At 63.7% G+C, this 24,678-nt stretch carries 20 protein-coding genes; 10 read left to right on the forward strand and 10 right to left on the reverse strand.

The features are described from left to right. Window positions 1-129 precede the first annotated feature (129 nt). From bamA to lpxB, 6 genes are all read left to right on the forward strand, one after another. Complete coding sequence (bamA, locus tag FJ951_RS13160; protein ID WP_140498690.1) at window positions 130-2,508, forward strand: outer membrane protein assembly factor BamA; 2,379 nt, start codon at window positions 130-132, stop codon at window positions 2,506-2,508. A gap of 76 nt (window positions 2,509-2,584) precedes the next feature. Beyond that, the gene (gene lpxD / locus FJ951_RS13165; protein ID WP_140498688.1) at window positions 2,585-3,643 is read left to right on the forward strand and encodes a UDP-3-O-(3-hydroxymyristoyl)glucosamine N-acyltransferase; all 1,059 of its coding nucleotides are present in this window, start codon (window positions 2,585-2,587) and stop codon (window positions 3,641-3,643) included. Then, the gene (fabZ, locus tag FJ951_RS13170) at window positions 3,636-4,100 is read left to right on the forward strand and encodes a 3-hydroxyacyl-ACP dehydratase FabZ (RefSeq protein WP_140498686.1); all 465 of its coding nucleotides are present in this window, start codon (window positions 3,636-3,638) and stop codon (window positions 4,098-4,100) included. The genes lpxD and fabZ overlap by 8 nt, the downstream gene beginning before the upstream one ends. 13 nt (window positions 4,101-4,113) lie before the next feature. Then, on the forward strand, window positions 4,114-4,947 hold the full coding sequence (lpxA, locus tag FJ951_RS13175) for an acyl-ACP--UDP-N-acetylglucosamine O-acyltransferase (RefSeq protein WP_140498684.1): 834 nt from the start codon (window positions 4,114-4,116) through the stop codon (window positions 4,945-4,947). Then, window positions 4,919-5,833: an LpxI family protein gene (locus FJ951_RS13180; protein ID WP_140515356.1), complete on the forward strand. Its 915-nt coding sequence runs from the start codon at window positions 4,919-4,921 to the stop codon at window positions 5,831-5,833. The genes lpxA and FJ951_RS13180 overlap by 29 nt, the downstream gene beginning before the upstream one ends. Then, the gene (gene lpxB, locus FJ951_RS13185; protein ID WP_140515357.1) at window positions 5,826-7,004 is read left to right on the forward strand and encodes a lipid-A-disaccharide synthase; all 1,179 of its coding nucleotides are present in this window, start codon (window positions 5,826-5,828) and stop codon (window positions 7,002-7,004) included. The genes FJ951_RS13180 and lpxB overlap by 8 nt, the downstream gene beginning before the upstream one ends. A 77-nt stretch (window positions 7,005-7,081) precedes the next feature. Here the strand turns inward: lpxB and gltA are convergent, their stop codons facing one another. Beyond that, the gene (gene gltA, locus FJ951_RS13190) at window positions 7,082-8,410 is read right to left on the reverse strand and encodes a citrate synthase (RefSeq protein WP_140498678.1); all 1,329 of its coding nucleotides are present in this window, start codon (window positions 8,408-8,410) and stop codon (window positions 7,082-7,084) included. A gap of 182 nt (window positions 8,411-8,592) precedes the next feature. After that, window positions 8,593-10,017 carry a glutamate--tRNA ligase gene (gene gltX, locus FJ951_RS13195; RefSeq protein WP_140515358.1) on the reverse strand — a complete coding sequence of 475 codons (1,425 nt, stop codon included), beginning with the start codon at window positions 10,015-10,017 and terminating at the stop codon, window positions 8,593-8,595. Between the two features lie 103 nt (window positions 10,018-10,120). On the opposite strand from gltX, the gene FJ951_RS13200 reads away from it, so the two are divergent. Beyond that, on the forward strand, window positions 10,121-12,571 hold the full coding sequence (locus FJ951_RS13200) for a ComEC/Rec2 family competence protein (RefSeq protein WP_140515359.1): 2,451 nt from the start codon (window positions 10,121-10,123) through the stop codon (window positions 12,569-12,571). On the opposite strand, the gene lexA is transcribed toward FJ951_RS13200, so the two are convergent. Beyond that, entirely contained in the window at window positions 12,565-13,308 is a 744-nt protein-coding gene (lexA, locus tag FJ951_RS13205; protein WP_140515360.1) for a transcriptional repressor LexA, read from the reverse strand. The genes FJ951_RS13200 and lexA overlap by 7 nt on opposite strands. A 466-nt stretch (window positions 13,309-13,774) precedes the next feature. On the opposite strand from lexA, the gene FJ951_RS13210 reads away from it, so the two are divergent. Continuing rightward, a complete protein-coding gene (locus FJ951_RS13210) occupies window positions 13,775-14,452 on the forward strand; it encodes a TetR/AcrR family transcriptional regulator C-terminal domain-containing protein (RefSeq protein ID WP_181172231.1) in 678 nt (225 codons plus the stop codon). Beyond that, entirely contained in the window at window positions 14,449-15,696 is a 1,248-nt protein-coding gene (gene kynU, locus FJ951_RS13215; RefSeq protein ID WP_140515362.1) for a kynureninase, read from the forward strand. Before FJ951_RS13210 ends, kynU begins: the two co-directional genes overlap by 4 nt. Window positions 15,697-15,759: 63 nt before the next feature. Here kynU and kynA read toward each other — a convergent pair whose 3' ends face one another. Both kynA and FJ951_RS13225 read right to left on the reverse strand, forming a co-directional pair. After that, the gene (gene kynA, locus FJ951_RS13220; RefSeq protein ID WP_140498668.1) at window positions 15,760-16,596 is read right to left on the reverse strand and encodes a tryptophan 2,3-dioxygenase; all 837 of its coding nucleotides are present in this window, start codon (window positions 16,594-16,596) and stop codon (window positions 15,760-15,762) included. After that, window positions 16,593-18,218, reverse strand: coding sequence for an AMP-binding protein (locus FJ951_RS13225; RefSeq protein WP_140515363.1), 1,626 nt, complete (start codon window positions 18,216-18,218; stop codon window positions 16,593-16,595). The genes kynA and FJ951_RS13225 overlap by 4 nt, the downstream gene beginning before the upstream one ends. Window positions 18,219-18,385: 167 nt before the next feature. On the opposite strand from FJ951_RS13225, the gene FJ951_RS13230 reads away from it, so the two are divergent. Further along, window positions 18,386-19,216 carry an alpha/beta hydrolase gene (locus FJ951_RS13230; RefSeq protein ID WP_140515364.1) on the forward strand — a complete coding sequence of 277 codons (831 nt, stop codon included), beginning with the start codon at window positions 18,386-18,388 and terminating at the stop codon, window positions 19,214-19,216. A gap of 15 nt (window positions 19,217-19,231) precedes the next feature. Here FJ951_RS13230 and glp read toward each other — a convergent pair whose 3' ends face one another. From glp to FJ951_RS13255, 5 genes are read right to left on the reverse strand one after another with little or no spacing between them, the layout of a single operon-like run. Then, entirely contained in the window at window positions 19,232-20,437 is a 1,206-nt protein-coding gene (glp, locus tag FJ951_RS13235; protein WP_140515365.1) for a gephyrin-like molybdotransferase Glp, read from the reverse strand. After that, window positions 20,437-20,937: a cyclic pyranopterin monophosphate synthase MoaC gene (moaC, locus tag FJ951_RS13240; RefSeq protein WP_140498660.1), complete on the reverse strand. Its 501-nt coding sequence runs from the start codon at window positions 20,935-20,937 to the stop codon at window positions 20,437-20,439. Before moaC ends, glp begins: the two co-directional genes overlap by 1 nt. A 2-nt stretch (window positions 20,938-20,939) precedes the next feature. Continuing rightward, window positions 20,940-21,752 (reverse strand): indole-3-glycerol phosphate synthase TrpC, encoded by an 813-nt coding sequence (trpC, locus tag FJ951_RS13245; RefSeq protein ID WP_140515366.1) that lies wholly within the window; start codon window positions 21,750-21,752, stop codon window positions 20,940-20,942. 4 nt (window positions 21,753-21,756) lie between these two features. Next, window positions 21,757-22,767 (reverse strand): anthranilate phosphoribosyltransferase, encoded by a 1,011-nt coding sequence (gene trpD, locus FJ951_RS13250; RefSeq protein WP_140515367.1) that lies wholly within the window; start codon window positions 22,765-22,767, stop codon window positions 21,757-21,759. Next, window positions 22,764-24,656 (reverse strand): SurA N-terminal domain-containing protein, encoded by a 1,893-nt coding sequence (locus tag FJ951_RS13255; protein ID WP_140515368.1) that lies wholly within the window; start codon window positions 24,654-24,656, stop codon window positions 22,764-22,766. The genes trpD and FJ951_RS13255 overlap by 4 nt, the downstream gene beginning before the upstream one ends. Window positions 24,657-24,678: the final 22 nt, after the last annotated feature.

Genomic DNA, 24,678 nt, shown 5'->3' on the forward strand with positions numbered 1-24,678 from the left:
CAGGGTTAAGTAAATACAAATTAACCAGAAGCCTTGCGTGTAGGGAAAATCCGGTTAATACGGTACGAGAAATTACCGCACGTCCGGTTTTCTCGCCGTGGGGACTACGAGAAAAGGTTATTAAGCCCGATGAAGGCAGCATCCAAGTTTTTGAGCGCCGCTTCCGCGGCAGCCCTGTCCGCGGCTTTGGTCGTGCCAGGTGCGCTCGCAGTGCAGTTCGTTGCCACATCGGCGGCCGAAGCCGCTGTCGTCAGCAGGGTGGAGGTGAGCGGCAACCAACGTGTCGACGCCGATACCATCCGCAATTACATCACCATCAAGCCGGGCAAATCCTTCTCCAGCTCCGACATCGACAGCGCGGTCAAGGCGCTGTTCGGAACCGGGTTGTTCTCGGATGTGCAGATCAATCAGGTCGGTTCGACGTTGGTGGTCAAGGTTTCCGAGTACCAGGTCGTCAACCAGGTGCTGTTCCAGGGCAACAAGAAGCTCAAGGACAACGCGCTTGCGGCTGCCGTGCAGTTGAAGCCGCGCGGCACGTTCTCGCAGGCGGCGCTCGACGCCGATGTAGAGTCGGTCAAGGCCGCCTACAGACGTATCGGCCGTGACGATGCCGCCGTGACCACCGAGGTCATGCAGCTCGGCGACAACCGCGTGAACGTGGTCTTCCATGTCAATGAAGGTGATCGCACGCAGATCGCGGCGATCAATTTCGTCGGCAACAGCGCCTATTCGAGCCGCCGCCTCTCGGATGTGATCACGACCAAGCGCTCGTCCTGGGTTTCGTTCATCCTGCGCGACGACGTCTACGACGACGACAAGCTGCGCGCCGACCAGGAGCTGCTACGGCGCTTCTACTACAATCACGGCTATGCCGACTTCCAGGTCGTGTCCGCCGTCGGTGAGCTCGACAACGCGACCAACAAGTACACGGTCACCATCACCGTGCAGGAAGGCGAGCGTTATACGTTCGGCGACATCAGCGTCGAAAGCACGATTCCGGAAGTCGACTCGAAGGCGCTGGAATCGGTGGTCGAGACCCACAAGGGCGACGTCTACAACGCCAAGAACGTCGAGGACACCATCATTGCCCTGACCGAGAAGGTGGCCGGCTCCGGCTACGCCTTCGCGCAGGTCACGCCGCGTGGCGACCGCAATTTCGAGAATCATACGATTTCGGTGGTCTACACCATCGACCAGGGCACCAAGGCCTATGTCGAGCGCATCGAGATCCGCGGCAATGACCGCACGCGCGACTATGTCATCCGCCGCGAGTTCGACGTCAGCGAAGGCGACGCGTTCAACCAGGTGCTGATCCAGCGCGCGAAGAAGCGGCTGGAAGATCTCAATTACTTTGACAAAGTCGAGGTTTCGACGGTCCCCGGGTCGGCGCCGGACCAGGTCGTGCTGGTGGTCGACGTGGTCGAAAAGTCGACCGGTGAATTCTCTGTCGGCGCCGGCTATTCGACCGGTGGCGACACCGCCGGTCCGTCCGTCGAAGGATCGATCACAGAGCGCAACTTCCTCGGCCGCGGCCAGTTCATCAAGGTGTCGGCGGGTGGCGGCAAGAACTCGCGCGATTACAGCCTTTCGTTCACCGAGCCCTATTTCCTCGGGCGCCGTATCGCCGCCGGCTTCGATGTCTACAAGCGGACCAGGGAATACGACGACTACGACAGCGATACGTTGGGCGCGACGGTGCGCTTCGGCCTGCCGATCACCGACAGCATCTCGACCCAGCTGGCGTATAATATTTCCCGGGAGAAGTATGAGCTGGATAACAGTTGCGACGACAACGGGGACGGTGTTCCCGACTCAGGCTGTGATGTTTCCGAGGCTATCTTGGATGGCATCGATCAAAGCCCGTGGATCAAGTCGTCGGTCAGCCTGGGACTAGTCTACAACACCATCGACGACATGAAGAACCCGCATGAGGGTATCTATGCCACCACAACCGTGGAAGTGGCAGGTCTCGGTGGCGATGCAAAGTTCGTAAAGGTGACGGGACGCGGCAGCGTCTATCAGACGCTGTCCGAGCAGTTCGATCTTGTCGGCCTCCTTTCGGGCGGCGCCGGCCATGTCGAAGGCTACGGAAACGACGGCGATCTGCGCATTTTCGATCATTTCCAGAGCACCGACCGCATGATCCGCGGTTTCGCCTATGGCGGCATCGGCCCGATTGCTTCCGGCACCAGCGGCGATCATCTCGGCGGTACCACCTATTTCAACGCCTCGGCGGAAGCGCAGTTTCCGCTGCCGGTCGTTCCGGAGAGCTTCGGCTTGCGCGGCGCGGTCTTTGCGGATGCCGCCACGCTCTACGGCAGCAAGATCGACGACCAGAGCTTGGTCGATCAATCGTCCACTGGCATGCAATGGCGCGCCTCGGTCGGTGTCGGCTTGATGTGGGCTTCGCCGTTCGGCCCGATCCGTATCGACTATGCGATCCCGGTCAAGAAAGAAGCGAGGGACGACGTGCAGGAATTCAACTTCGGCATATCGACCCGCTTCTGACCGGCGGATGACGATGCTCCCGGGTCGTTGAGGTCCGGGAGAAAATGTTCCGATCTAGCTGGATATAGCTTCTGGAATGACCGATCCGGTGTTCTTCGCGCCATCACGCCGGTATACGGCGGGCGAAGTCGCGAATCTGACCGGCTCGGTGCTTGTCGATTCCGGCCAGTCCGGCGTTTTCATCGACGCGCTGGCGCCTGCCAACGAAGGCGGCGAGAATGCACTCGTTTTCGTCGATGGCAAACGCAATTCCGTGCTGATGCCGTCGCTGCGGGCGGCCGCGGTGCTGTGTCCGGCGGAGTTCGCCGGCAAGGCGCCTGCCGCCATCGCCGTCCTTGTACATCCCCGTCCGCAACAGGCATTCGCGCTGGTCGGACGACTGCTGTTTCCGACGGCCGCGACACCTGGTCCGATGACCGGTGAAACCGGTATCTCGCCGCATGCCCATATCGATCCGAGCGCACATGTCGAGGAAGGTGCCGTCGTCGAAGCCGGCGCGGTGATCGGTCCTGCGGTGTCCATAGGCGCCGGCACCGTCATCGCGCCTCACGCCGTTGTCGGCCGTTCCTGCCAGATCGGGCGTGACGGCTATATCGGCCCGGGCGCCAGCGTCCAGTATGCCTTGATCGGCAACCGCGTCATCATCCATGGCGGCGCCCGGATCGGCCAGGACGGCTTTGGCTTCGTTGCCGGCGCCAAGGGGCCGGAACGTGTTCCGCAGATCGGCCGCGTCATCATCCAGGACGACGTCGAGATCGGTTCCAATTCCACCGTCGACCGCGGCGCCATGTCCGACACGATCATCGGCCAAGGCACCAAGATCGACAATCTCGTGCAGATCGCCCATAACGTCCGCATCGGCCGCAATTGCATCGTGGCCGGACTTTCGGGTATCTCCGGTTCCGTCGTCGTGGGCGACAATGTCACCATGGGCGGCGGCGTCGGGCTCGCGGATCACCTGACTATAGGATCGGGAGCGAAGCTTGCCGCGAGAAGCGGATTCATGAGCAATGTGCCCGCGGGCGAGATCTGGGGCGGCTATCCGGCACAGCCGATGGCGGAAGCCATGCGCGAGATAGCCATGCTGCGCAAGCTCGCCAGGACCCGCAAACAGGGCGAGGGGAGCAATGGCTGACATCACCGGGACGACGCTGGAAGCAGTCGACATATTGGGGCTGATGAAGCTCCTGCCGCATCGCTATCCGTTCCTGATGATCGACCGCATCGTCGACATCGATGGCGACGAATCCGCCACCGGCATCAAGAACGTGACCATAAACGAGCCGCATTTTCAGGGTCACTTCCCCGAGCAGCCGGTCATGCCGGGCGTGCTCATCGTCGAGGCGATGGCACAGACTGCCGGGGCCATCTGCATCCGCAGTCTTCGCACTGAAAAGCCGTCGCTGGTCTATTTCCTGACCATCGACAACGCCAAGTTCCGCAAACCGGTCGTTCCCGGCGATCAGTTGAAGATCCATGTCAAGAAAATCAAGAAACGCGGCAACCTGCTCAAATTCGCCTGTGAAGCCCTGGTCGACGGCAACAAGGCCGCCGAGGCTGAGATCTCAGCCATGATGGTCACCGGCGACTGACAATCGAATGCTTATGAAAATCAAGACATCCATCCATCCTTCCTCCGTCGTGGAGGAAGGCGCTCAAATCGGCCAAGGCGTCCGCATAGGACCGCTCTGCTATGTCGGCGCGGATGCCGTGATCGGCGACGGCGTCGAACTGGTCAGCCATGTCTCGGTGATAGGCGCAACGACGATCGGCGCGTCGACCAAGGTCTATCCGATGGCGATACTGGGCGGGCCGCCGCAGAACACCAAGCACAAGGGCGGCCGCACCACGCTCGTCATCGGCGAGAACTGCACGATCCGCGAAGGCGTCACCATGCATGTTGGCACCGATACCAGCCGCGGCGAAACGACGGTCGGCGACAATGGCAATTTTCTCGCCTACGCCCACATCGCCCATGACTGCGTCGTCGGCAAGAACGCCACCTTCGCCAACGGCGCGACGCTGGGCGGACACTGCGAAATCGGCGACAACGTCTATATCGGCGGTCTCAGCGCCGTTCATCAATTCGTGCGGGTAGGCGACAACGCTTTTCTTGGCGGGTGCTCGGCTTTTGTGGGTGATGTCATTCCCTATGCCATGGCGGCGGGAAATCGGGCCAGCCTGCGCGGCCTCAACATCATCGGGCTCAAGCGCTCCGGTCTGCCAAGATCCGAGATCTATCTGCTGCGCAGGGTCTATAAGACAATATTCGACCGCTCGCGCACCGTTGGCGAGAACATCGAATTCGCCAAGGCGGAATTCGCCACGTCACCGACCGCCATGAAGATCATCGATTTCATCTCCAGTCGCGGCAAGCGGCACTATGCTGTGCCATCGCTCAAGGGGAGCGATGGCGATGACGGCGATGACGAAGACTGAGGCGGCGGCAGCGGATTTCGTTCTCTCGCCGGGGGCCAGGGTCGGCATCGTCGCCGGCGGTGGCAGCCTGCCGGTGGAAGTCGCGCAAGGCCTGGCCGCGCATGGCTACCCGCCCTTCATCCTCTTGATGGAAGGCGAGGCCGACCGCCGGCAGGAGTTGCTCCGATACGAACACGACAGTCTCGCCCTTGAGCAGATCGGTTCACTGGTGGCGACGCTGAAGCGCCACGGCATCACTCATGTGGTCCTTGCCGGCGAAATCAGACGCAGGCCCCGGCTGGCCGACATCCGTCCGAGCCTTGGCTTGCTGGCGATCGTACCATCGGTGATCATGGCGCTGGCGCGCGGCGATGATGGACTTTTGAAGGTGGTGACACGCGGCCTGGAGAAGCGGGGCATCAAAGTGGTCGGCGCGCATGAGGTCGTTCCCGAACTGGCCGCCGGCGAAGGCACACTGACCGCGGCGAAACCAAAGCAATCGGACTGGCGCGACATCGAGGCGGCCAGGCTGGCCGCCAAGGCCATCGGCGCGCTTGATATCGGGCAGGCGGCGATTGCGATCGGAGGCCGGGCCATCGCGCTGGAAGGCATCGAAGGCACGAGCGGCCTGCTCGAAAGAGCGCGCGCGCTGCGCGGCCATGGCAGGCTTGCCGGAAAGACCCGCGGAGTGCTGGTCAAATGCGCCAAACCCGGCCAGGAGTTGCGGGCCGACCTGCCGTCGATAGGGCCGCAGACGGTGGAAGCAGCCCATGCGGCGGGGCTTGCCGGCATTGCCGTCGAAGCGGGGCGCTCGCTGATCCTGGAAGGGCCGGCAACGCTGTCGCGGGCGAACGCGCTCGGTCTGTTCATCGTCGGCCTGCCAGCGGCGGAGCCGGCGCATGGCTGACAAGGCGCTGAAGATCGCAATCGTGGCCGGCGAGGAATCCGGCGACCTGCTTGGCGCCGACATCGTGCGCTCGATCAAGCAGTCGACGGGGCGCGAGGTGCAGATCGTCGGTCTCGGCGGCCGCCATCTGCAGGCGCTCGGGCTGGTTTCGCCGTTCGACGCCGGAGAGATCGCCCTCATGGGCTTCAGCGCCATCTTGCGTGACCTGCCGCGGCTGATGCGGCGGATCGGCCAGCTGGCCAGCACGGTCGCGGATGCGAAGCCCGACTGCCTCATCACCATCGACAGCCCCGACTTTTCGCTGCGCGTGGCCAGGAAAGTGCGCGCGGCCAACCCGTCCATCCCGATTATCCACTATGTCTGTCCCAGCGTCTGGGCATGGCGGCCGGGCAGGGCGGTGGCGATGAAGCCCTATGTCGACCACATCCTCTGCATCCTGCCCTTCGAGGTGAAGGAGCTAGGCAGGCTCGGCGGACCGCCAGGGACCTATGTCGGACATCGCCTCACCCATGACGCGGGCGTGCTCTCGGCAGCCAGGACGCAGGCCCAACCGCGGGATCTTTCGCCGGATCGCCTGAAGACGCTGCTCGTCCTGCCCGGCTCGCGACGCAGCGAAGTGCGGCGGCTGCTCGAGCCGTTTGGGGAGACCGTGTCGATGCTGCGGGCACGCGGGCATCGCCTGCGGCTGATGTTGCCGACCGTACCGCATGTCGCCGATGTCGTGCGCTCGGCGGTCGCTCGCTGGGACGAGAAGCCCGAGATCATCCTCGACCCTGAGCGAAAGTGGCAGGCCTTCGGCAAGGCTGACGCGGCGCTGATCGCGTCCGGCACGGTTTCGCTTGAACTGGCGCTGTCTGACGTGCCGATGATCTCCTGCTACAGGCTGGACCCGGTTGCGCGCATCGTGGCGCCATATCTCGTTTCGGTCTGGTCGGCGCTGCTGCCCAATTTGATATCGGATCGGGCGCTGATCCCGGAATTCTACAACGAGTATGTCAAGCCGAACAATCTGGCCCGCCAGCTCGAAGCGCTGTTCGCCGACACAGGCATGCGCAGATGGCAGAAGGACGGGTTCGCCGAGATCGCCCGGCGCATGACAACCGCCAAGTCGTCAGGCGACATCGCCGCGCAGGTGGTGATGGGGTATATCAAGAGAGTGAGTAGTGAGTAGTGAGTAGTGAGTAGTGAGTAGGATTACCGCTCTTTCCCTACTGACTACTGACTACTCACTTATTCACTTCTTCCTTTTTACCGCTTCGCGATCGGCACATAGTCTCGCTCCGGCGCGCCGGTGTAGAGCTGGCGGGGGCGGCCGATCTTCTGGCGCGGATCCTCGATCATCTCCTTCCACTGCGCGATCCAGCCGACGGTGCGGGCGACGGCGAACAGCACGGTGAACATGGTGGTGGGGAAGCCCAGCGCCTTCAGCGTGATGCCGGAATAGAAGTCGACATTGGGGTAGAGCTTCTTCTCGATGAAATAGGGATCGGTGAGTGCGATCTTCTCCAGTTCCATGGCGATGTCGAGCAGCGGATCGTCCTTGATGCCGAGTTCGCCCAGCACCTCATGCGCGGTCTTCTGCATGATCTTGGCGCGCGGATCGTAGTTCTTGTAGACGCGGTGGCCAAAGCCCATCAGCCGGAACGGATCGTCCTTGTCCTTGGCGCGGGCGATGAATTCCGGAATGTGATCGACATGGCCGATCTCGCCCAGCATGTTCAGCGCCGCTTCGTTGGCGCCGCCATGCGCCGGGCCCCACAGGCAGGCGATGCCGGCGGCGATGCAGGCGAACGGATTGGCGCCAGACGAGCCGGCGAGCCGAACGGTAGAGGTCGAAGCGTTCTGCTCGTGGTCGGCGTGCAGGATGAAGATGCGCTCCATGGCGCGCGCCAGGACCGGGTTGATCTTGTATTCCTCGCACGGCACGGCAAAGCACATGTGCAGGAAGTTGGCGGCGAAATTCAGTTCGTTCTTCGGGTAAATGAAGGGCTGGCCGATATGGTATTTGTAGGCCATGGCCGCGATCGTCGGCATCTTGGCGATCAGCCGCATCGACGCCACCATGCGCTGGTAAGGATCCGAGATGTCGGTGGAGTCGTGATAGAAGGCCGACAGCGCGCCGACCACGCCGCACATCACCGCCATCGGATGCGCGTCGCGGCGGAAGCCGGTGAAGAAGCGCGACATCTGCTCATGCACCATGGTGTGGCGCGTCACGCGGTAGTCGAAATCGTCCTTCTGCGCCTTGGTCGGCAGCTCGCCGTAGAGCAGGAGATAGCAGACTTCGAGGAAGTCGCCATGTTCGGCCAACTGATCGATCGGATATCCGCGATGCAGGAGAATGCCGGCGTCGCCATCGATGAACGTGATCTCGGACTCGCAGCTTGCCGTCGAAGTGAAGCCGGGATCGTAGGTAAAGGCGCCGGTGGTGCTGTACAGCGTGGCGATGTCGATGACGTCAGGCCCGACCGAACCACTTCGCACCTTGAATTCGTGCGTCTTGCCGGCGAATTCCAGCTTTGCCGTGGCTTCCTGGGTCTTGCCGCCCAGTTCCCGTCTTGTCGCAGCTTCGGTCATTGCAAACTCCTTCTTGTTTCCTCATGCCGGCAAAGGCAAATTCTGCAAAGCGACACGTCGAAGTCACCGAATGCGCGTATTCGCGACCGCATTTTAGGAAGTGCGTGCCAGATTGGGCCAAGGCTCAATGTTGCACTGCGAAACGCGCCTTTCAATGCCAATCTTCTTGGGCCAGATTGCTCCTAATCGATTTGATCCGCGATGCGCGCCAGGCTCTCCTCGCGACCAAGCACGGCGAGAACGTCAAACACGCCGGGCGAGGTGCTCTTGCCGGTCAAGGCGGCGCGCAAGGGCTGGGCGACGGCGCCGAGCTTGTGGCCGCCGGCCGTCGCATAGTCCCGGATCGCGGCTTCAGTCGAGGCCGCCGTCCAGTCGCCTGAAACCGCCTCGAGGGCGTCGTGAGCGCCACGCAGGACCTTGCGCGCATCGTCATTGAGCAGCAGGGCTGCCTTCTCGTCGATCGGCAGTGGCCGCGCGGCAAACAGGAAGGCGGCGCCATCGACAAGCTCGACCAGCGTCTTGGCGCGCTCCTTCAGCCCCGGCAACGCTGCCAGCAACTGTGCCCTGTTCCGGTCGTCGAGGCGTGCGGCCATTGCCGGGCCGCCCTCGAGATAGGGCAAGGTGGCGATGAAGATGTCGAACAGCTCGGCATCGCCCATGCGGCGCATGTGGACGCCGTTCAGCGCCTCCAGCTTGGCGAAATCGAAGCGGGCGGCGCCCTTGTTCACATCGCCGATATCGAACCAGGCGATCATGTCCTGGATCGACATGATCTCGTCGTCGCCGTGGCTCCAGCCGAGCCGAGCCAGGTAGTTGAGCAGCGCTTCGGGCAGGTAGCCCATGGCGCGGTAGGCCTCCACGCCCAGCGCGCCGTGCCGCTTCGACAGCTTGGCGCCGTCGGCGCCGTGGATCAGCGGTATGTGCGACATTGAAGGCACATCCCAGCCCATGGCGTTGTAGATCACGGTCTGGCGGGCGGCATTGGTCAGGTGGTCGTCGCCACGGATGATGTGGGTGACGCCCATGTCGTGGTCGTCAACGACGACGGCATGCATGTAGGTCGGATTGCCGTCCGAGCGCAGGATGATGAAGTCGTCCAGATCCTTGTTGGGAAAGCGCACGTCGCCCTGGACACGGTCATGCACCACCGTCTCGCCTTTGGTCGGCGCCTTGATGCGGATCGCGCCCTTGACGCCAGGAGGCGCCTGCGAAGGGTCGCGGTCACGCCAGCTTCCGTCATAGCGCGGCGGCAAGCCCTTGGCCCGCGCCGCGTCGCGCATTGCCTCAAGCTCGGCAGGGGTCTCGTAGCTGTAGTAAGCCTTGCCCATGCGCACCAGCTCCTCGGCCACCTCGCGATGGCGCGGCGCGCGCTCGAACTGCGAGACGGCGTCGCCGTCCCAGGTGAGGCCGAGCCAAGTCAGTCCTTCGAGAATGGCTGCTGTCGCCGCATCGGTGGAGCGCTCGCGGTCGGTGTCCTCGATGCGCAGCAGCATCGTACCGCCGGTGTGCTTGGCGTAGAGCCAGTTGAAGAGCGCCGTACGCGCGCCGCCGATGTGCAGGTAGCCGGTGGGCGAGGGGGCAAAACGGGTGACAACCTTGTCGGACATACAACTCTCGGGAAACGTCTGGAGCGGGGTGCGGATCACACGCACTTTCGCGCGTCGCGCGTTCATGTAGCATAGGGTGTCGAGGGCGCAAGGGGCAGACCCGATGGCTGGAGCGGGCCGGGGCGCGGAGGAAGGCGAGGACGTCGTTGCCGGCGTCAGCGAACGCTCCCTTTTTGCCATGCCCGCGCCCGCCTCATTGCCGCTGGCGTTGCCGCCCCTACAGCAGCCGGGCAAGTCGCCGCCGGCGGATGTTTCCACGCCGCCCGGCATTCCCGCAGCCGGCGCGGCTGTGCGTCTGCGCCGTGAGTTCGGCCGTGCTTCATGGCCTCGTCTGCGCAACGGCGTGGCCAGAGCGTCCGAGCTCGAACTCGATCGGGGCATAGCCTTCCTGCTCGTCCCGGTGTTCCTGGCGTGCGGATCGATTGCGTATTTTTCGCTGGCGGCGGAGCCGGGCTTTGCCAAGCCTGTCGCGGTCGCGATCCTGATGTCGCTGTGCGCGCTCGTTTCACGCTCATGGCCGAAAACGCATCTGTGCTTCATGGCGGCGCTGTTGTGCGCGCTCGGCATGCTCGCCGGCAAAGTCGAGACGTGGCGAGCGGGAACGCGGATGCTGGGCTCGGAAATCTCCACGCAAATCACCGGCCGCGTCGTTTCGGTCGACCAGATGGAGACCGGGCGCATCCGGCTGACCATCGATGTGACATCGACCGCGCGGCCGAAACTACGCTACGCGCCCGAGCGCGTTCGCCTTTCGGCGCGCAAGGTGCCGGCTGAAGTGACGGCCGGCTCCCTCGTGACCGGCTATGCCAGGCTGTTGCCGCCGACCGGGCCGGTGCGGCCGGACAGCTACGACTTTTCCTTCGACAGCTACTTCGCCGGCATAGGCGCCAGCGGCTTCTTTCTCGGCAACCCCAAAATCGTCTCAGCCGATGACAGGCCGTTGTGGGCCGCCCTCTCAGCCGCCATCGAGAGTGCTCGCGAAAGCATTGCCGACCATATCAGGGGCAGCATCGGCGGCGCCGAGGGCGAGATCGCCGCGGCGCTGATCGTGGGTGTTCGCGCCGGGATTCCCGACGAGATCAATGAAGCGATGCGACGCACCGGCATCTACCACATCATCTCAATTTCCGGGCTGCACATGGCGCTGGTCGCCGGCACCGTCATGGGTCTGCTGCGTGGCGGCTTCGCGCTGTTTCCGAACTTTTCCTCCCGTCGGCCGGTCAAGAAATACGCGGCCGCGGCGGCACTTTTCTCGATCGCCGCCTACCTCGTCATTTCGGGCGTCGTTGTCGCCGCCGAACGCAGCTTCATCATGCTGGCGGTGATGCTGATCGCCGTTCTGTTCGATCGGGCGGCACTCACCATGCGCAATCTGGCTATTTCGGCGATCGCCGTCATCGTGGTGTCGCCGCACGAGGTGGTAGGGCCGAGCTTCCAGATGTCGTTCGCCGCCACCGCGGCCCTGGTCGGCGCCTATGCCGGCTGGTCGGATCGCAAAGCCGACAAAGCGCGGACCCCGCCGCCGCAACGGACCTTGCCTGGCCTGCTGACGCGAAAATTGCTGCTGGCGACAGGTGGGCTGGCGATGACCTCGATTATCGCGGGAAGCGCCACGGCGCTTTTCGCCATCTGGCATTTCCAGCGCGTGTCGCCGCTCAGCCTGTTCGCCAATCTTGCCGTCATGCCGATCGTTTCTGTCGTGATGTTCCTTGCGGTTGCCAGCGCGCTGCTGATGCCGTTCGGGTTCGATGGACCATCCCTTTATCTGATGGGCAAGGGACTGGCCGCGATGATCGCCATATCAGGATGGATCTCGCAACGCTCGCCGGTCGACGCGGTCGGGTTGATTTCGCAGCAATCCGTCCTTCTGGTGGCGATCGCCCTGGTCATCGCGACGATGGCCACGACATGGCTGCGGCTGGCGGCACTTCCCTTCGCGCTCGCCGGCCTGTTGACCGTCTCGGACACGCGCACGCCGGACGTGCTGATTTCGGAGGATGCCCGCCTGGTGGCGTTGCCGATCGGCGGCGGCGAGCTCGCGATCAACCGGGCGCGCCCGAACGAATTCACCGTCGATAATTGGAAACGCGCGCTGAAGTCCGAAACCATCGTTGCGCCGGAACTGTTCGACAGCGGAGACCGACAGTTCGACATCTTCGATCCCGCGCAACTTCCGGCGGGAGCGCCTTTCTATTGCTTCACGGGCCTGTGCATGGCCCGGCATACCTCGGGGGCGATCATCGCGCAGGTGGAGGATCGCAAGGACGCCTGGAGGGCCTGCTCCTATGCGGATCTGATCGTCATCAACGACCCCGCGGGCTACGACCCCTGCCACAATCCGCTGGTTCTCGTCATCACCAAGCGGCAGCTCGCTCGTAAGGGAAGTGCCGCCGTCTTCTTCGACCGGCAATCGGCGACGGCACCGGCACGGGTCAGCTTTGCCGTCGACAGGCCATATCGGCCTTGGCACGAACAGCGAAAATTCTCACGCGAGGCAAGGGGACTGCCGCCTTACCGTAAACCCGAAAAGCCCACCGCCGACCCCGCTCAGTAGCGCCTGATCAGGCCGACCAGCTTGCCCTGCACCTTGACCCTGTCCGGTCCGAAAATACGTGTTTCATAGGCCGGATTGGCAGCCTCGAGCGCAATCGAAGCACCCTTTCGGCGGAAGCGCTTAAGCGTTGCTTCCTCCTCGTCCACCAGGGCCACGATGATCTCGCCGGGACTTGCGGTGTCGGCATTGCGGATGATGACCGTGTCGCCGTCGAAAATGCCGGCCTCGATCATCGAATCGCCCTTGACCTCCAGCGCATAGTGTTCGCCGCCCATGATCATGTCAGGCGGCACTGAAATGGAATGCGTCTGATGCTGGATGGCGTCGATCGGCACACCCGCTGCGATGCGACCCATGACCGGGATCGACACCGCTGAAACCGCATCGTCGTCATTGCCGACAGCGGGCAGACGCGAAGACGTCGCCGGCTTGATCTGCCGGCTAGGGCTGCTGCCCTGTCCGAGGCTGCCCTGGATGACGCTCGGGGAGAACTTCTTTGCCGCGTTAAGACCCGGCGCGATCGAGTCCGGCAGGCGCAGCACCTCCAGCGCGCGCGCCCGGTTGGGCAGGCGGCGAATGAAGCCGCGCTCCTCCAACGCCGTGATCAGCCGATGAATTCCCGACTTGGAGGCGAGGTCCAGCGCTTCCTTCATCTCGTCGAAGGACGGCGGAATGCCGCTTTCCTTCAGCCGTTCATGGATGAACATCAAGAGTTCATGTTGCTTGCGCGTGAGCATGGCGGCCCCCAAAGGCATTGCACGAAGGGTCTGGAACCAGAATCAGAAAACAAACCCAGAACAAACACTATCTGTTCCAGTTGTGTTCCGCAACCATTTAAAGTTTAATGAATTTCTTAAGGCGACGGAAACGAAATGCCCTCCCGCAGCCAGCATCCTGCCAGCGCGGTCCGTCGTCAATGCGCTCCCGGGCCCTTTGAAACTATTTTGGTTAATGGCCTGTGGCCCGACCGGTCTCCACTCTTGGCACAAGCCTGCAAGCTGGGTGACCGGCAGGTGCGGGGTGCGTTTGGGCGGATTAGAAACCCCTGCGGCTCGTGAACGAAACGAAACCAAAATGCCAACTTCCGCCGGAAAACGGCCAGACACCACCACTGGTCGCGATGGGCTGCGTTCGCTCGCTCCTTGCTTCCCGTTCGCTTGACGAAACCGTATAATAATGTACGGTTTTCGAAGAGGAACACCAATGATCACGCCGAAGCAGGCCGCGCGACGCGAACGGATAGAGGAGGCCGCCTATGCGGTGCTCCGGGAAACCGGCTACAAGAGCGCCTCCCTGCTTGCTATCGCCAAGCGGGCATCGGCCTCGAACGAAACCCTCTACAACTGGTACGGCAACAAGCAGACCCTGTTTCGATCCTTGATCGAAGCCAATGCGGGAGAGGCAAGGAAGCTGCTGGAGGACGCCCTTCACCAGGCGCGCGATCCGCTCGAAACCCTGAACTTGCTCGGGCCAGTCCTGCTGACCCTCGTGACGGGCGACAAGGCGGTGGCGCTCAATCGCGCCGCGGCCGGCGACGTCAACGATACAGGCACGCTTGGCCAATCGATCGCGCAATTCGGCCGCAATACCATAATGCCGCTTGTTGGCGACCTGCTTCGAACCGCAAGTCGGGCCGGCCTGATCGCCTGTGACGATCCTGCCGAAGCCGCCGACATCTACATCAGTCTTTTGATCGGCGATCTCCAGGTTCGCCGGATCGTTGGGGTGCTCGAGGAACTGCCTCGGGCGGAAATCGAGCAAAGATCGCACCGGGCGTTCACCCTGTTCTTGCGCCTCTATGCGGCCAGCCCTTGCCCGGGCGGCAAAACAGCCGGCCCGTTTCCAGGGCGCTCTTCTCACCGAGGAACATCGCGACCATGAGCAAAATTCCCGATCTCGCAGCGATCAAGGCAATGGACACCGCGGATCCGCTGCGTGCCATGCGTGACCGCTTCACCTTGCCCCAGGGGGTGATCTATCTCGACGGCAATTCGCTGGGCGCCGCTTCGCCCGCCGTGTTCGGCGAGCTGCAGAAGGCCGCCACGCAGGAGTGGGCGCAGGATCTCATCCGCGCCTGGAACACCGCCGGCTGGTTCGACATGCCGGTCGAACTCGGCGACCAACTCGGGCGCCTGATCGGGGCCGCCGCCGGCCAGACGGTGGTCTGCGATACCACCTCGATCAACATCTACAAGGTGCTGCATGCGGCACTCGGGATGCGGCCGGACAGGTCAGTCATCGTCGCCGAGGGGGACAGCTTTCCGACCGATCTCTATATGGCCGAAGGCGTTGCCTCGACGCGGCCGGGCACGGTGCTGCGGCTCGAGGGTGTCGATGCGCCGACCATAGAAGAACTGATCGACGAGCGGGTCGCGGTCATCCTGGTCAACCACGTCAACTACAAATCCGGGCAGTTGCGCGACATGGCCGCGCTGACGCGGACGGCACATGATGCCGGCGCGCTGATCGTCTGGGATCTCTGCCATACCGCCGGCGCCTTGCCGGTCGAGCTCGACCGTTCGAACGCCGATTTCGCCGTCGGCTGCACCTACAAATATCTCAATGGAGGCCCAGGTGCCCCGGCCTTCATCTACGCGGCCGAGCGCCACCATGGCGATGTCCGCCAGCCGCTCAGCGGCTGGTGGGGCCATGCGCGGCCTTTCGCCTTCGAACAGGGTTTTGCTGCCGGCACAGGCATCCGCCGGTTTCTCTGCGGCACGCAGCCTGTGCTGTCGATGCGCGCGCTCAAAGGGGCCCTCGATGTCTGGAACGACGTCGACATGGCAGAGGTGCGCAGGAAGAGCATCGCATTGACCGATCTGTTCATCCAGCTCGTCGAGGCAAAATGCGGCGCCTACGGCCTCGAACTCGAAGGCCCGCGCGACGGCAATGAGCGCGGCAGCCAGGTGTCGTTCCTCCACCCGCATGGCTATCAGGTGATGCGGGCCTTGATCGAGCGCGGCGTGATCGGCGATTTCCGCGCGCCATCCACGATTCGCTTCGGCTTTACGCCGCTTTATGTCGGCTATGTCGATGTCTGGCAGGCTGTCGAGGTGCTGGAAGACATTTTGCGCACGGACGCGTGGCAGGAGGCGCGTTTCGCCGTCAAGGCGGCGGTGACTTAAGAGCCTGTCGCTCAGAAAAGCGCAGTGGGTTCGGGATAACGATATGCAGTCGGCAAAGCTACGTCAGAGCCGGGTGCGGACCTTCCACAGCTCCGGGAACAACTCCACCTCCAGCATCTTCTTCAGGTAGGACGCGCCCGATGTGCCGCCGGTGCCGCGCTTCATACCGATGATGCGCTCGACCGTGGTGACGTGGTTGAAGCGCCAACGGCGGAAATAATCCTCGAAATCGACCAGCTTCTCGGCGAGTTCGTAGAACATCCAGTAGCGCTGCGGGTCGCGGTAGATGATCTGCCAGGCGACAAGGACCTCTTCGTTCTCGGTCCGCGTTTCGCGCCAGTCCGTACGCCTTGCGTCGGCACCGATGTCGAAGCCGTTACGGGCGAGCAGCAGCAGCGCCTCGTCGTAGAGCGACGGTTGCGCCAGGATCGCCTCCAGTTTCTCGCTGAGGTCCGGCCGGTGCTTGTGCGGTCCGAGCATTGCGAGATTGCGGTTGCCGGCCATGAACTCGATGGCACGGTACTGCCACGACTGGAAGCCCGAGGACTGGCCAAGCGCGTCGCGGAACTCGGTGTATTCGCTGGGCGTCATCGTGCGCAGCACGTCCCAGGCATTGTTGAGCTGCTCGAAGATGCGGGCGACGCGCGAAAGCATCTTGAAGCTCGGTTCGAGACGGTCGGCGCGGATGGAGCGGATTGCGGCGCCGATTTCGTGCAGCGCGAGCTTCATCCAGAGTTCCGATGTCTGGTGCTGGATGATGAACAGCATCTCGTCATGGGCTGACGAAAGCGGCTCCTGCGCCTCGAGCACCTTTTCCAGATGCAGATAGTCGCTGTAGGACATGCGCTCCTTGAACGACATTTCCGCGCCCTCGGCGGACGGGTCGTAGGGCTTGCTCAATTGATCTTCTCCGCGCGCAGCCGGAAGCGCTGGATCTTGCCGGTCTGCGTCTTGGGCAAAGCGGCGATGAATTTTACCGAGCGCGGATATTTGTAGGGCGCGATCGTGGCCTTGACGTGATCCTGCAGACGCTTGACGGTCATTGCGTCTGGCGCCACGCCTTGCACGAGCACCACATGAGCCTCGACGATCTGGCCGCGCTCGGCATCCTCGGCGCCGACCACCGCGCATTCGGCGACATCGGCATGCGCCAGCAGCGCCGCTTCGACCTCTGGGCCGGCGATGTTGTAGCCGGCACTGACGATCATGTCGTCGGAGCGCGCTGCGAAGTGGAAAAAACCGTCCTCGTCCTGCCAGAACGTGTCGCCGGTGAGGTTCCACCCGTCGCGGACATAGTCGCTCTGCCTGGCATCGGCCATGTAGCGGCAGCCGGTCGGTCCCCGCACCGCGAGCCTGCCCGCGGTGCCGCGCGGCACTTCGCGCATTTCGTCGTCGACGACGCGCGCCTGATAGCCGCCAACGGCCTTGCCGGTGGAGGCAGGCTTCATGTCATCGAAGCGGTTGGAGATGAAAATATGCAGCATTTCCGTGGCGCCGATGCCGTCAAGGATCGGCTTTCCGGTTTTCTCAGTCCATTCCTCGAACACCGGCGCCGGCAAGGTTTCGCCGGCCGAAACGGCGACGCGCAGCGACGATAAATCGGCCCCTTCGTCCATGGCCTTGAGCATTGCGCGATAGGCGGTGGGCGCGGTGAAGGAGATCGTCGCTTTGTAGGTTTCGATGATGTGGACCATGTTGGGCGGCGTTGCCTGTTCCAGCAGCGTCGCCGCGGCGCCGAAACGCAGCGGGAAGATGGCGAGCCCGCCAAGGCCAAAGGTGAAGGCCAGGGGCGGCGAGCCGACGAAGATGTCGTCAGGCGTCACCTGCAGGATCTCGCGGGCGTAGGCGTCGGCGATGATCAGGAGGTCGCGGTGAAAATGCATCGTCGCCTTCGGCACGCCTGTCGTGCCTGAGGTGAAGCCGAGCAGGGCGACGTCGTCACGCCCGGTCTGCACCGCGGTAAACGTCACGGGCTTGTCGAGGGCGGCGCGATCGAGTTCGGCGTCGTGGTTGGCGGTGCCGTCGAAGCCGATGACCTGCTTGAGGAACGCGCTGTCCTTGGCGCAGGCGGTCATCTCGTCCATCAGCCTGGTGTCGCACAGCGCTGTGGTGATTTCGGCCTTGTCGACGATCTTGGCGAGTTCGCCGGCGCGCAGCATCGGCATCGTGTTGACCACGACGGCGCCGACCTTGGTGGCGGCCAGCCAGCAGGCCACCATTGCGGGGTTGTTGGCCGAGCGGATCAGCACCCGGTTGCCTGGCTTGACGCCGTAATTCTCGACCAGCGCATGCGCCAGCCTGTTCGTCCAGTCGGATAATTCCTTGTAGGTGCGGCGGCGGCCGTTGCCGATCAGCGCGGTGTGGTCGCCCAACCCTTTCTCGACCAGCCTGTCGGTCAGTTCGACGCCGGCATTGAGCCGTTCGGGATAGTCGAAGCCGTCGAGCAGGAAGTCCGGCCATTGATCCGGCGGCGGCAGGTTATCGCGCGTGAACGTGTCGATATGCGCTGATGGCCCAAGCATTTTCGGCTGCCCCTGTCTGCCTCACGCCCATCGCTGAACAAGGCACAGGATTGCACCAGTCGAAATTTGTTTCAAGCCTAAAATGTTTTGCCCCCGGAGCATTGACGTTGCCGCTGTCGATCGCCATTGCTATCGGCTGAAACGATGCCGTCCGGGGGAGGGTGCCGATGCTCGAACATCGCATTGCCGATTGGGACAATGCCTACGCCAACGGCGCCAACATCGCCGGCAGCGATCGCTGGCCAGCTGCATGGGTCGAACCGGCGCAGGCATTTCGCGATGCGCTTGCGGCAAAGGGCAAGACTCAGCTCGACATCGCCTATGGCGACAGGCCGCGCAACCGGCTCGATCTCTTCCTTCCCGCCGGGGCACCCAAGGGGCTCGTCGTGTTCATCCATGGCGGCTACTGGCTGGAGTCCGACAAGGATAGCTGGTCGCATCTCGCCAAGGGCTCGGTTGACAGCGGCTTTGCCGTGGCGATGCCGTCCTATACGCTCTGCCCCGCCATACGCATCGCCGGCATCTCCCACGAGATCGGCGCGGCGATCGGCAAGGCGGCGGCGATGGTCGGGGGACCGCTTATGCTGACCGGGCATTCGGCCGGCGGCCATCTCGCCAGCCGCATGGCGACGACATCAACGCCCCTGGCGGCCGGCGTGGCAAGGCGCGTACGCCACGTCGTTTCGATTTCGGGCCTGCATGACCTGCGTCCGCTTATGCGCACCGGCATGAACGCGGCGCTGAAAATCGATGAAGCCGAGGCGCTGACGGAAAGCCCGGCGCTGCTGCGGCCCATGGATGGCGCTCGCGTCACGTGCTGGGCCGGAGGCGGCGAGCGGTCCGAGTTCTTGCGCCAGAACGCCTTGCTGGCCAATATCTGGACAGGGCTTGGTGCCGTCACGAGCGCGGTGGTCGAGCCGGACCGACATCATTACGACATTGTCGAAGGCCTGGCTGATCCGGTCCATCCGCTGACACGAACTTTGCTTGCGGAGTAGAAAAACGGCGAAACTTCACCTCAGCATTATAACGCTGCAGGCATTTCCTACAGCCGCGGCGGACGCAGACGGTTCGCGCACGATCAGTCCGTTGGCGTCGGCCAGTATCCTCAGCATCGAGGAATCCTGGATGCTGAAAGGGGTTGCCACCAGCATGCCGGCCTCTTGCCTGACCACCGCCCGCACATAGTCCTGGCGCAGATCATTGGCCTGCATGGCGGCGCCCAGCCTTGCCTGACGAATATCTTGCCGGAAATCGCGGCCGCCGAGGCGTGCCAGGAGCGGTTTCAGGAACAGTTGCGAGCAGACGAGGCTCGCCACCGGATTGCCGGGCAGGCCGATGCACCTGATGTCGCCGAGGCGGCCGAACATCAGCGGCTTGCCGGGACGCATGGCGATCTTCCAGAAACCGAGCGTCATGCCTTCGCCGGTCAGCACGTCATGGATCAGATCGTGGTCGCCGACCGAGGCGCCGCCAAGCGTGACGATGACATCAGCGCCGGCCGCGACCGCTTTCCTGACCAGCGCCGCGATGGCTTCCTCGCGATCAGCGGCAATGCCGAGATCAAGCGCATGCGCGCCGACCGATTGCGCGGCGGCGGCGACGCCATAGGCGTTTGACGAAATGATCTGGTCGGGGCCGAGTTCGCTGCCGGGCGGCAGCAGCTCGTCGCCGGTGGCGATGATGGCAACCAGCGGCCGCTTTACGACGCCCACCCGGGGATGGTTGGCCGAGGCGACAAGCGACAGTGCTGCCGGATCGAGCACGCGGCCTTTTTCCAGCAGGATGTCGCCCTCGGAGAAATCGAGCCCGAAGCGGCGGATGTTGCGCCCCTCGGCCGTCGGTTCGACCACCTCGATGCTGCCGCCGCCGAGGTCACGAACGTTTTCCTGGATGACGATGGTGTCTGCGCCTTGCGGCAGCGGAGCACCGGTGAAGATGCGCACGGCCTGCGCCTTGCCGACGGCGCCGTCAAAGCCGCGCCCGGCCGCCGCCACGCCCATCACCGAAAGCCGGGACGGCACGGACGCGACATCGACAGCGCGGACCGCGTATCCGTCCATGGCAGAGGCGTTGAAGGGCGGTTGGGTGCGCAACGCCACCACCGGTTCCGCGAGAACGCGATCCACGGCCTCGAGGAGCGAAACGCTTTCGCTCGCAAGCGGCGCAGCACCCTCCAGCAGGCGTTCGAGCGCTGCTGCGACCGGAAGCAGCGCCATCAGGCGACCGCCCCATCTTCGCCAGCGGCTTTGTAGTCGCCCGACTTGCCGCCGGTCTTTTCGACCAACCGGATGCCGGTGATGACCATGGCACGGTCGACCGCCTTGGCCATGTCGTAAATGGTCAGGCAGGCAACCGAAGCCGCGGTGAGCGCTTCCATCTCGACGCCGGTCTTGCCGGTGACGCGCGCCAGCGCAACGATCTTCAGTCCGGGCAGGGCAGGATCGGGCTCAATGTCGACGGAGACCTTGGTCAAGAGCAGCGGATGGCAGAGCGGGATCAGCTCATGCGTCTTCTTCGCTGCCATGATGCCGGCTATGCGCGCGGTGCCCAGCACATCGCCTTTCTTGGCATTGCCGGCCAGGATCATCTTCAGCGTCTCGGGCCGCATCGAGACGAAACCCTCGGCGACAGCGGTGCGCGTCGTTTCGTCCTTGCCGCCGACATCGACCATGTTGGCCTGGCCCTGCGGGCCGAGATGGGTGAGGGCGGCCGTCATCGTCAGACGGCCTCGGCCGCTGCCTTGCCGGTGAGCAGCGCGCGCGTTGCCGCGGTCACATCCTGCTGGCGCATCAAACTTTCGCCGACCAGGAAGGTGCCGATGTCGCTCTTCTGCAATCTGAGGCAGTCGTCATGAGAGAAGATGCCGCTTTCGCTGACCAGCAAGTAACCGCCCGGAATCATCGCCCGCAGTCGTTCCGAGGTTTCGAGACGGGTCTCGAATGTCCGCAGATTACGGTTGTTGATGCCGATTAATTGCGACGACAGCTTCAGTGCGCGCTCCGTCTCGGCCTCGTCGTGGACCTCGATCAGCGCATCCATGCCGAGTTCGAATGCCGTCGCTTCAAGCTCGCTCGCCAAATCATCATCTACGCTGGCCATGATGATCAGGATGGCGTCCGCCCCCCAGGCGCGAGCTTCATGGACCTGATAAGGATCGAACAGAAAATCCTTGCGCAGCGCGGGCAGGGTGACGGCGGCTCTTGCCTTGGTGAGAAATTCCGGCGCGCCCTGGAAAGACGGTGCGTCGGTCAGCACCGAAAGACAGGCGGCGCCGCCCTTTGCATAGGCCCGCGCGAGCGCTGGCGGATCGAAGTCGGCGCGGATCAAGCCCTTGGACGGGCTTGCCTTCTTGATCTCGGCAATCAGAGCGAAGCCGCCGGATCTGCGCTTCGCCTCAAGCGCCGTGAGAAAGCCGCGCGGCGCGTCAGTGTCTTTCGCCCGCGCCTTGATCTCGGCCAGCGGCACGCGCGCCTTGGCCGTCGCGATCTCGTCGCGCTTGTAGGCCTCGATCTTGCGCAGGATGTCCGACATCTGTCTAACCGTTCGAAATCTCGACCAGCCGGTCGAGCACCTGCAGCGCCCGGCCGCTGTCGATGGCTTGCACTGCCGTCGCCATGCCGTCGGCGAGCGTCGTCGCCTTGCCCGCCACCACCAAGCCGCCGCCGGCGTTCATCAGCACGGTGTCGCGAAAAGCGCCCACGGCGCCACCCAGCATAGCGCGCAACGCCTCGGCGTTGTAGGCAGCGTCGCCGCCGCGCAGTTCTTCCTTGGTGTGACGGGTCAGGCCAACCGCTTCGGGCGTCAAGGTGAAGGTGCGGATCTCGCCGCCGATCAGTTCGGCGACATGCGTTTCACCCGTGGTGGTGATCTCGTCGTAGCCGTCACCATGAACGACCCAGGCATGCTCGGTGCCCAGCGCCTTCAGCGTCTGGGCCACCGGTATGATCCATTCCGGCATGAATACGCCGACCATTTGCCGGCGCACGTCGGCCGGGTTGGAGAGCGGACCGAGCAAGTTGAAGATGGTCCTGGTGCCGAGCTCCACGCGGGTCGGGCCGACATGCTTCATCGCCGGGTGATGTGCCGGCGCGAACATGAAGCCGACACCAGCCTCGTGGATGCAGCGGCCGATGGCCTGCGGCGTGAGGTCGATCTTGACGCCGAGCGCGGTCAGGACGTCGGCCGCACCGGTCAGCGAAGACAACCCGCGATTGCCATGCTTGGCGACCGGAACCCCGCTGGCGGCGATGACGAAAGCGGATGCCGTCGAGATGTTGACGGAGTGCGAATTGTCGCCGCCGGTGCCAACGATGTCGATGGCGCCGACAGGTGCGTCGACGCGAAGCATCTTGGCGCGCATGGTGGCGACGGCGCCCGAAATCTCGTCCACCGTTTCGCCGCGCACACGCAACGCCATCAGAAAGCCGCCGATCTGGCCGGGCGTAGCATCGCCCGACATGATGATGTCGAAGGCCTCGCGCGCCTCGTCGAAGGACAGGGCGGTGCCGGTCGCGACCTTGGCGATATGGGTTTTCAGCGCGCTCATCTTGTCGAGGCTTGGGCAACGGCAGCCTGGTCGACGCGGACGCCGTACTGCGTCTGCAACTGCGCCACCAACTGGTCGAGCAGATCGTCCGACATGCCGGAGGTGAAGGACTTGCGCGCGTCCTCGGGCACCGAACTGGCATCGGCCCCGGCGGGTTCGAACACCTCGGCGACCTTGAACAGGATTTGCGCGTCGCTGGTGGGAGAGGGGATCAAGCCGGTGCCGCCTTCGCCGACGCCGAACATCACCGCTGCACCTTCCTTGCCGAAATCGGCGTCGTCGGCTTCGCGCTTCAGGCCACGCTTGGTCTGCTTTTCCAGCTTGAGCTCGCCGGCAATGACGTCGAGCGTTGCGCCGGCCTTGAGCCGCTTTTCCAGCTCCTGCGCCTTGGCGGTCAGCCGCTTGGCCGTCTCGGCCGCGGTCCAGTCGGCAACGACCTTCTGGCGAACTTCGTCCAGCGTGCGGTCGCGGGCCGGCGTGATCGAAGCCACTTCATAGAAAATGAAGCCGTTATCGGCCGTGGTCAGCGCCTCGTTTTCAGTATTCGGTTCGGCATCGAAGGCAGCCTTGATCAGGGCCGGCGATTCCGGCAGATCCTTGACGATGGAGCCATCGGGCCGCAGGCCACTGCGATCGATCGCGTCGACAGTGACGACCTTCAGCTTCAGCTTGGCGGCGGCGTCGGCCAGCGAACTGCCGGCGGCGCGACTGTCCTCGTAATTATCATGCACGTCCAGAAGGATGCGGTTTGCCTCGCCCAGCGCCAGGTCCTTGCGGATCTGGTCCGACACTTCGGCCAGCGGCTTCACGACTTCGGGCTTGATCTCGGTGACGCGCAGCAGCACGGGACCAAAGGCACCCTGCACGACAGGGCTGACCTCATTGACGTTGAGCGCAAAAGCAGCGTCGGCGACCGCCTTGTCGGCGATCTTGTCCTTGGCGAGCGTTCCGAGCAGCGTGTCGGCCGGGGTCTTGCCTTCCGCAGTGACGAGCTTGTCGAAGGTTGCGCCGGACTTCAACGAATCGAGCGCGGCCTTGGCCTCGTCCGGCGTCTTGAACACAAGCTGCTCTATGGTGCGCATCTCGGGAGTGGTGTAGCGCGCCTTGTTCTTGTTGTAGTCGTCGCTGACCTGGGCGTCGGTCACAGAGCTCGTGTCCATGATGTCCTGCGGCTCGAGCCTGACATAGGAAAACTTGCGGTATTCGGGCGCGGCATAGGTCTTCTTGTTGGCCTCGAAATAGGCCTGCAGCGCGCTGTCGCTCGGCGCCTCGATGGGTTCGACCAGCGCCTTCGGCAAGGTCAGATAGTCGACCGTACGATCCTCGCCACGGTACAGGGCCACCGCCTTGAAGAAGGTGTCAGGCGCCTTGAGGCCGTCCGAAACCGCCTCGACGATCTGCTGGCGCACCGCGACCTGGGCACGATTCTTCAAATAATCCTCCGGGCGCATGCCGACCTCACGCAGCCTGTATTCGAAGGCTCTCCGGTCGAACTGTCCGCCGGGGCCCTTGAACGCCGGATCCTCGCGGGTGAGTTCCGCCAGCCGGTCCTTGGACAGGCCAAGGCCGAGCTTGCGAGCCTGTTCGTCGAGGACCGCGCCCGAAACAAGCTGCGCCAACACCTGGTTGTCGACGCCGAGCGCCTTTGCCTGTTCGTGGGTGAGGCGCTGACCGAACTGCTGCGACATGACGGCGAGCTGGCGGTCATAGGCGAGGCGGTATTCGTTGATCGACACCTTGGTGCCGCCGGCCGTGATGACGGAGTCGTGGCCGGCAAGGCCACCCATCAGCCGTCCCGATACGCCCCAGACCGCAAAACTGACCACCAGCAGCGAAAGCAGTAACTTCGCGACCCAGGTGCCCGCCGCGCTTCTCAATACACCAAGCATCGTTACTTCCGATTTATGCGCA

Source organism: Mesorhizobium sp. B2-2-3 (assembly GCF_006442405.1).
Classification (GTDB): domain Bacteria; phylum Pseudomonadota; class Alphaproteobacteria; order Rhizobiales; family Rhizobiaceae; genus Mesorhizobium.

Excerpts from the sequence above, each read along its gene's own strand:
- bamA (WP_140498690.1), top strand. The coding sequence starts at position 130 with ATGAAGGCAGCATCCAAGTTTTTGAGCGCCGCTTCCGCGGCAGCCCTG.
- lpxD (WP_140498688.1), top strand. The coding sequence starts at position 2,585 with ATGACCGATCCGGTGTTCTTCGCGCCATCACGCCGGTATACGGCGGGC.
- fabZ (WP_140498686.1), top strand. The coding sequence starts at position 3,636 with ATGGCTGACATCACCGGGACGACGCTGGAAGCAGTCGACATATTGGGG.
- lpxA (WP_140498684.1), top strand. The coding sequence starts at position 4,114 with ATGAAAATCAAGACATCCATCCATCCTTCCTCCGTCGTGGAGGAAGGC.
- FJ951_RS13180 (WP_140515356.1), top strand. The coding sequence starts at position 4,919 with ATGGCGATGACGGCGATGACGAAGACTGAGGCGGCGGCAGCGGATTTC.
- lpxB (WP_140515357.1), top strand. The coding sequence starts at position 5,826 with ATGGCTGACAAGGCGCTGAAGATCGCAATCGTGGCCGGCGAGGAATCC.
- gltA (WP_140498678.1), bottom strand. The coding sequence starts at position 8,410 with ATGACCGAAGCTGCGACAAGACGGGAACTGGGCGGCAAGACCCAGGAA.
- gltX (WP_140515358.1), bottom strand. The coding sequence starts at position 10,017 with ATGTCCGACAAGGTTGTCACCCGTTTTGCCCCCTCGCCCACCGGCTAC.
- FJ951_RS13200 (WP_140515359.1), top strand. The coding sequence starts at position 10,121 with ATGGCTGGAGCGGGCCGGGGCGCGGAGGAAGGCGAGGACGTCGTTGCC.
- lexA (WP_140515360.1), bottom strand. The coding sequence starts at position 13,308 with ATGCTCACGCGCAAGCAACATGAACTCTTGATGTTCATCCATGAACGG.
- FJ951_RS13210 (WP_181172231.1), top strand. The coding sequence starts at position 13,775 with ATGATCACGCCGAAGCAGGCCGCGCGACGCGAACGGATAGAGGAGGCC.
- kynU (WP_140515362.1), top strand. The coding sequence starts at position 14,449 with ATGAGCAAAATTCCCGATCTCGCAGCGATCAAGGCAATGGACACCGCG.
- FJ951_RS13225 (WP_140515363.1), bottom strand. The coding sequence starts at position 18,218 with ATGCTTGGGCCATCAGCGCATATCGACACGTTCACGCGCGATAACCTG.
- FJ951_RS13230 (WP_140515364.1), top strand. The coding sequence starts at position 18,386 with ATGCTCGAACATCGCATTGCCGATTGGGACAATGCCTACGCCAACGGC.
- glp (WP_140515365.1), bottom strand. The coding sequence starts at position 20,437 with ATGGCGCTGCTTCCGGTCGCAGCAGCGCTCGAACGCCTGCTGGAGGGT.
- moaC (WP_140498660.1), bottom strand. The coding sequence starts at position 20,937 with ATGACGGCCGCCCTCACCCATCTCGGCCCGCAGGGCCAGGCCAACATG.
- trpC (WP_140515366.1), bottom strand. The coding sequence starts at position 21,752 with ATGTCGGACATCCTGCGCAAGATCGAGGCCTACAAGCGCGACGAGATC.
- trpD (WP_140515367.1), bottom strand. The coding sequence starts at position 22,767 with ATGAGCGCGCTGAAAACCCATATCGCCAAGGTCGCGACCGGCACCGCC.
- FJ951_RS13255 (WP_140515368.1), bottom strand. The coding sequence starts at position 24,656 with ATGCTTGGTGTATTGAGAAGCGCGGCGGGCACCTGGGTCGCGAAGTTA.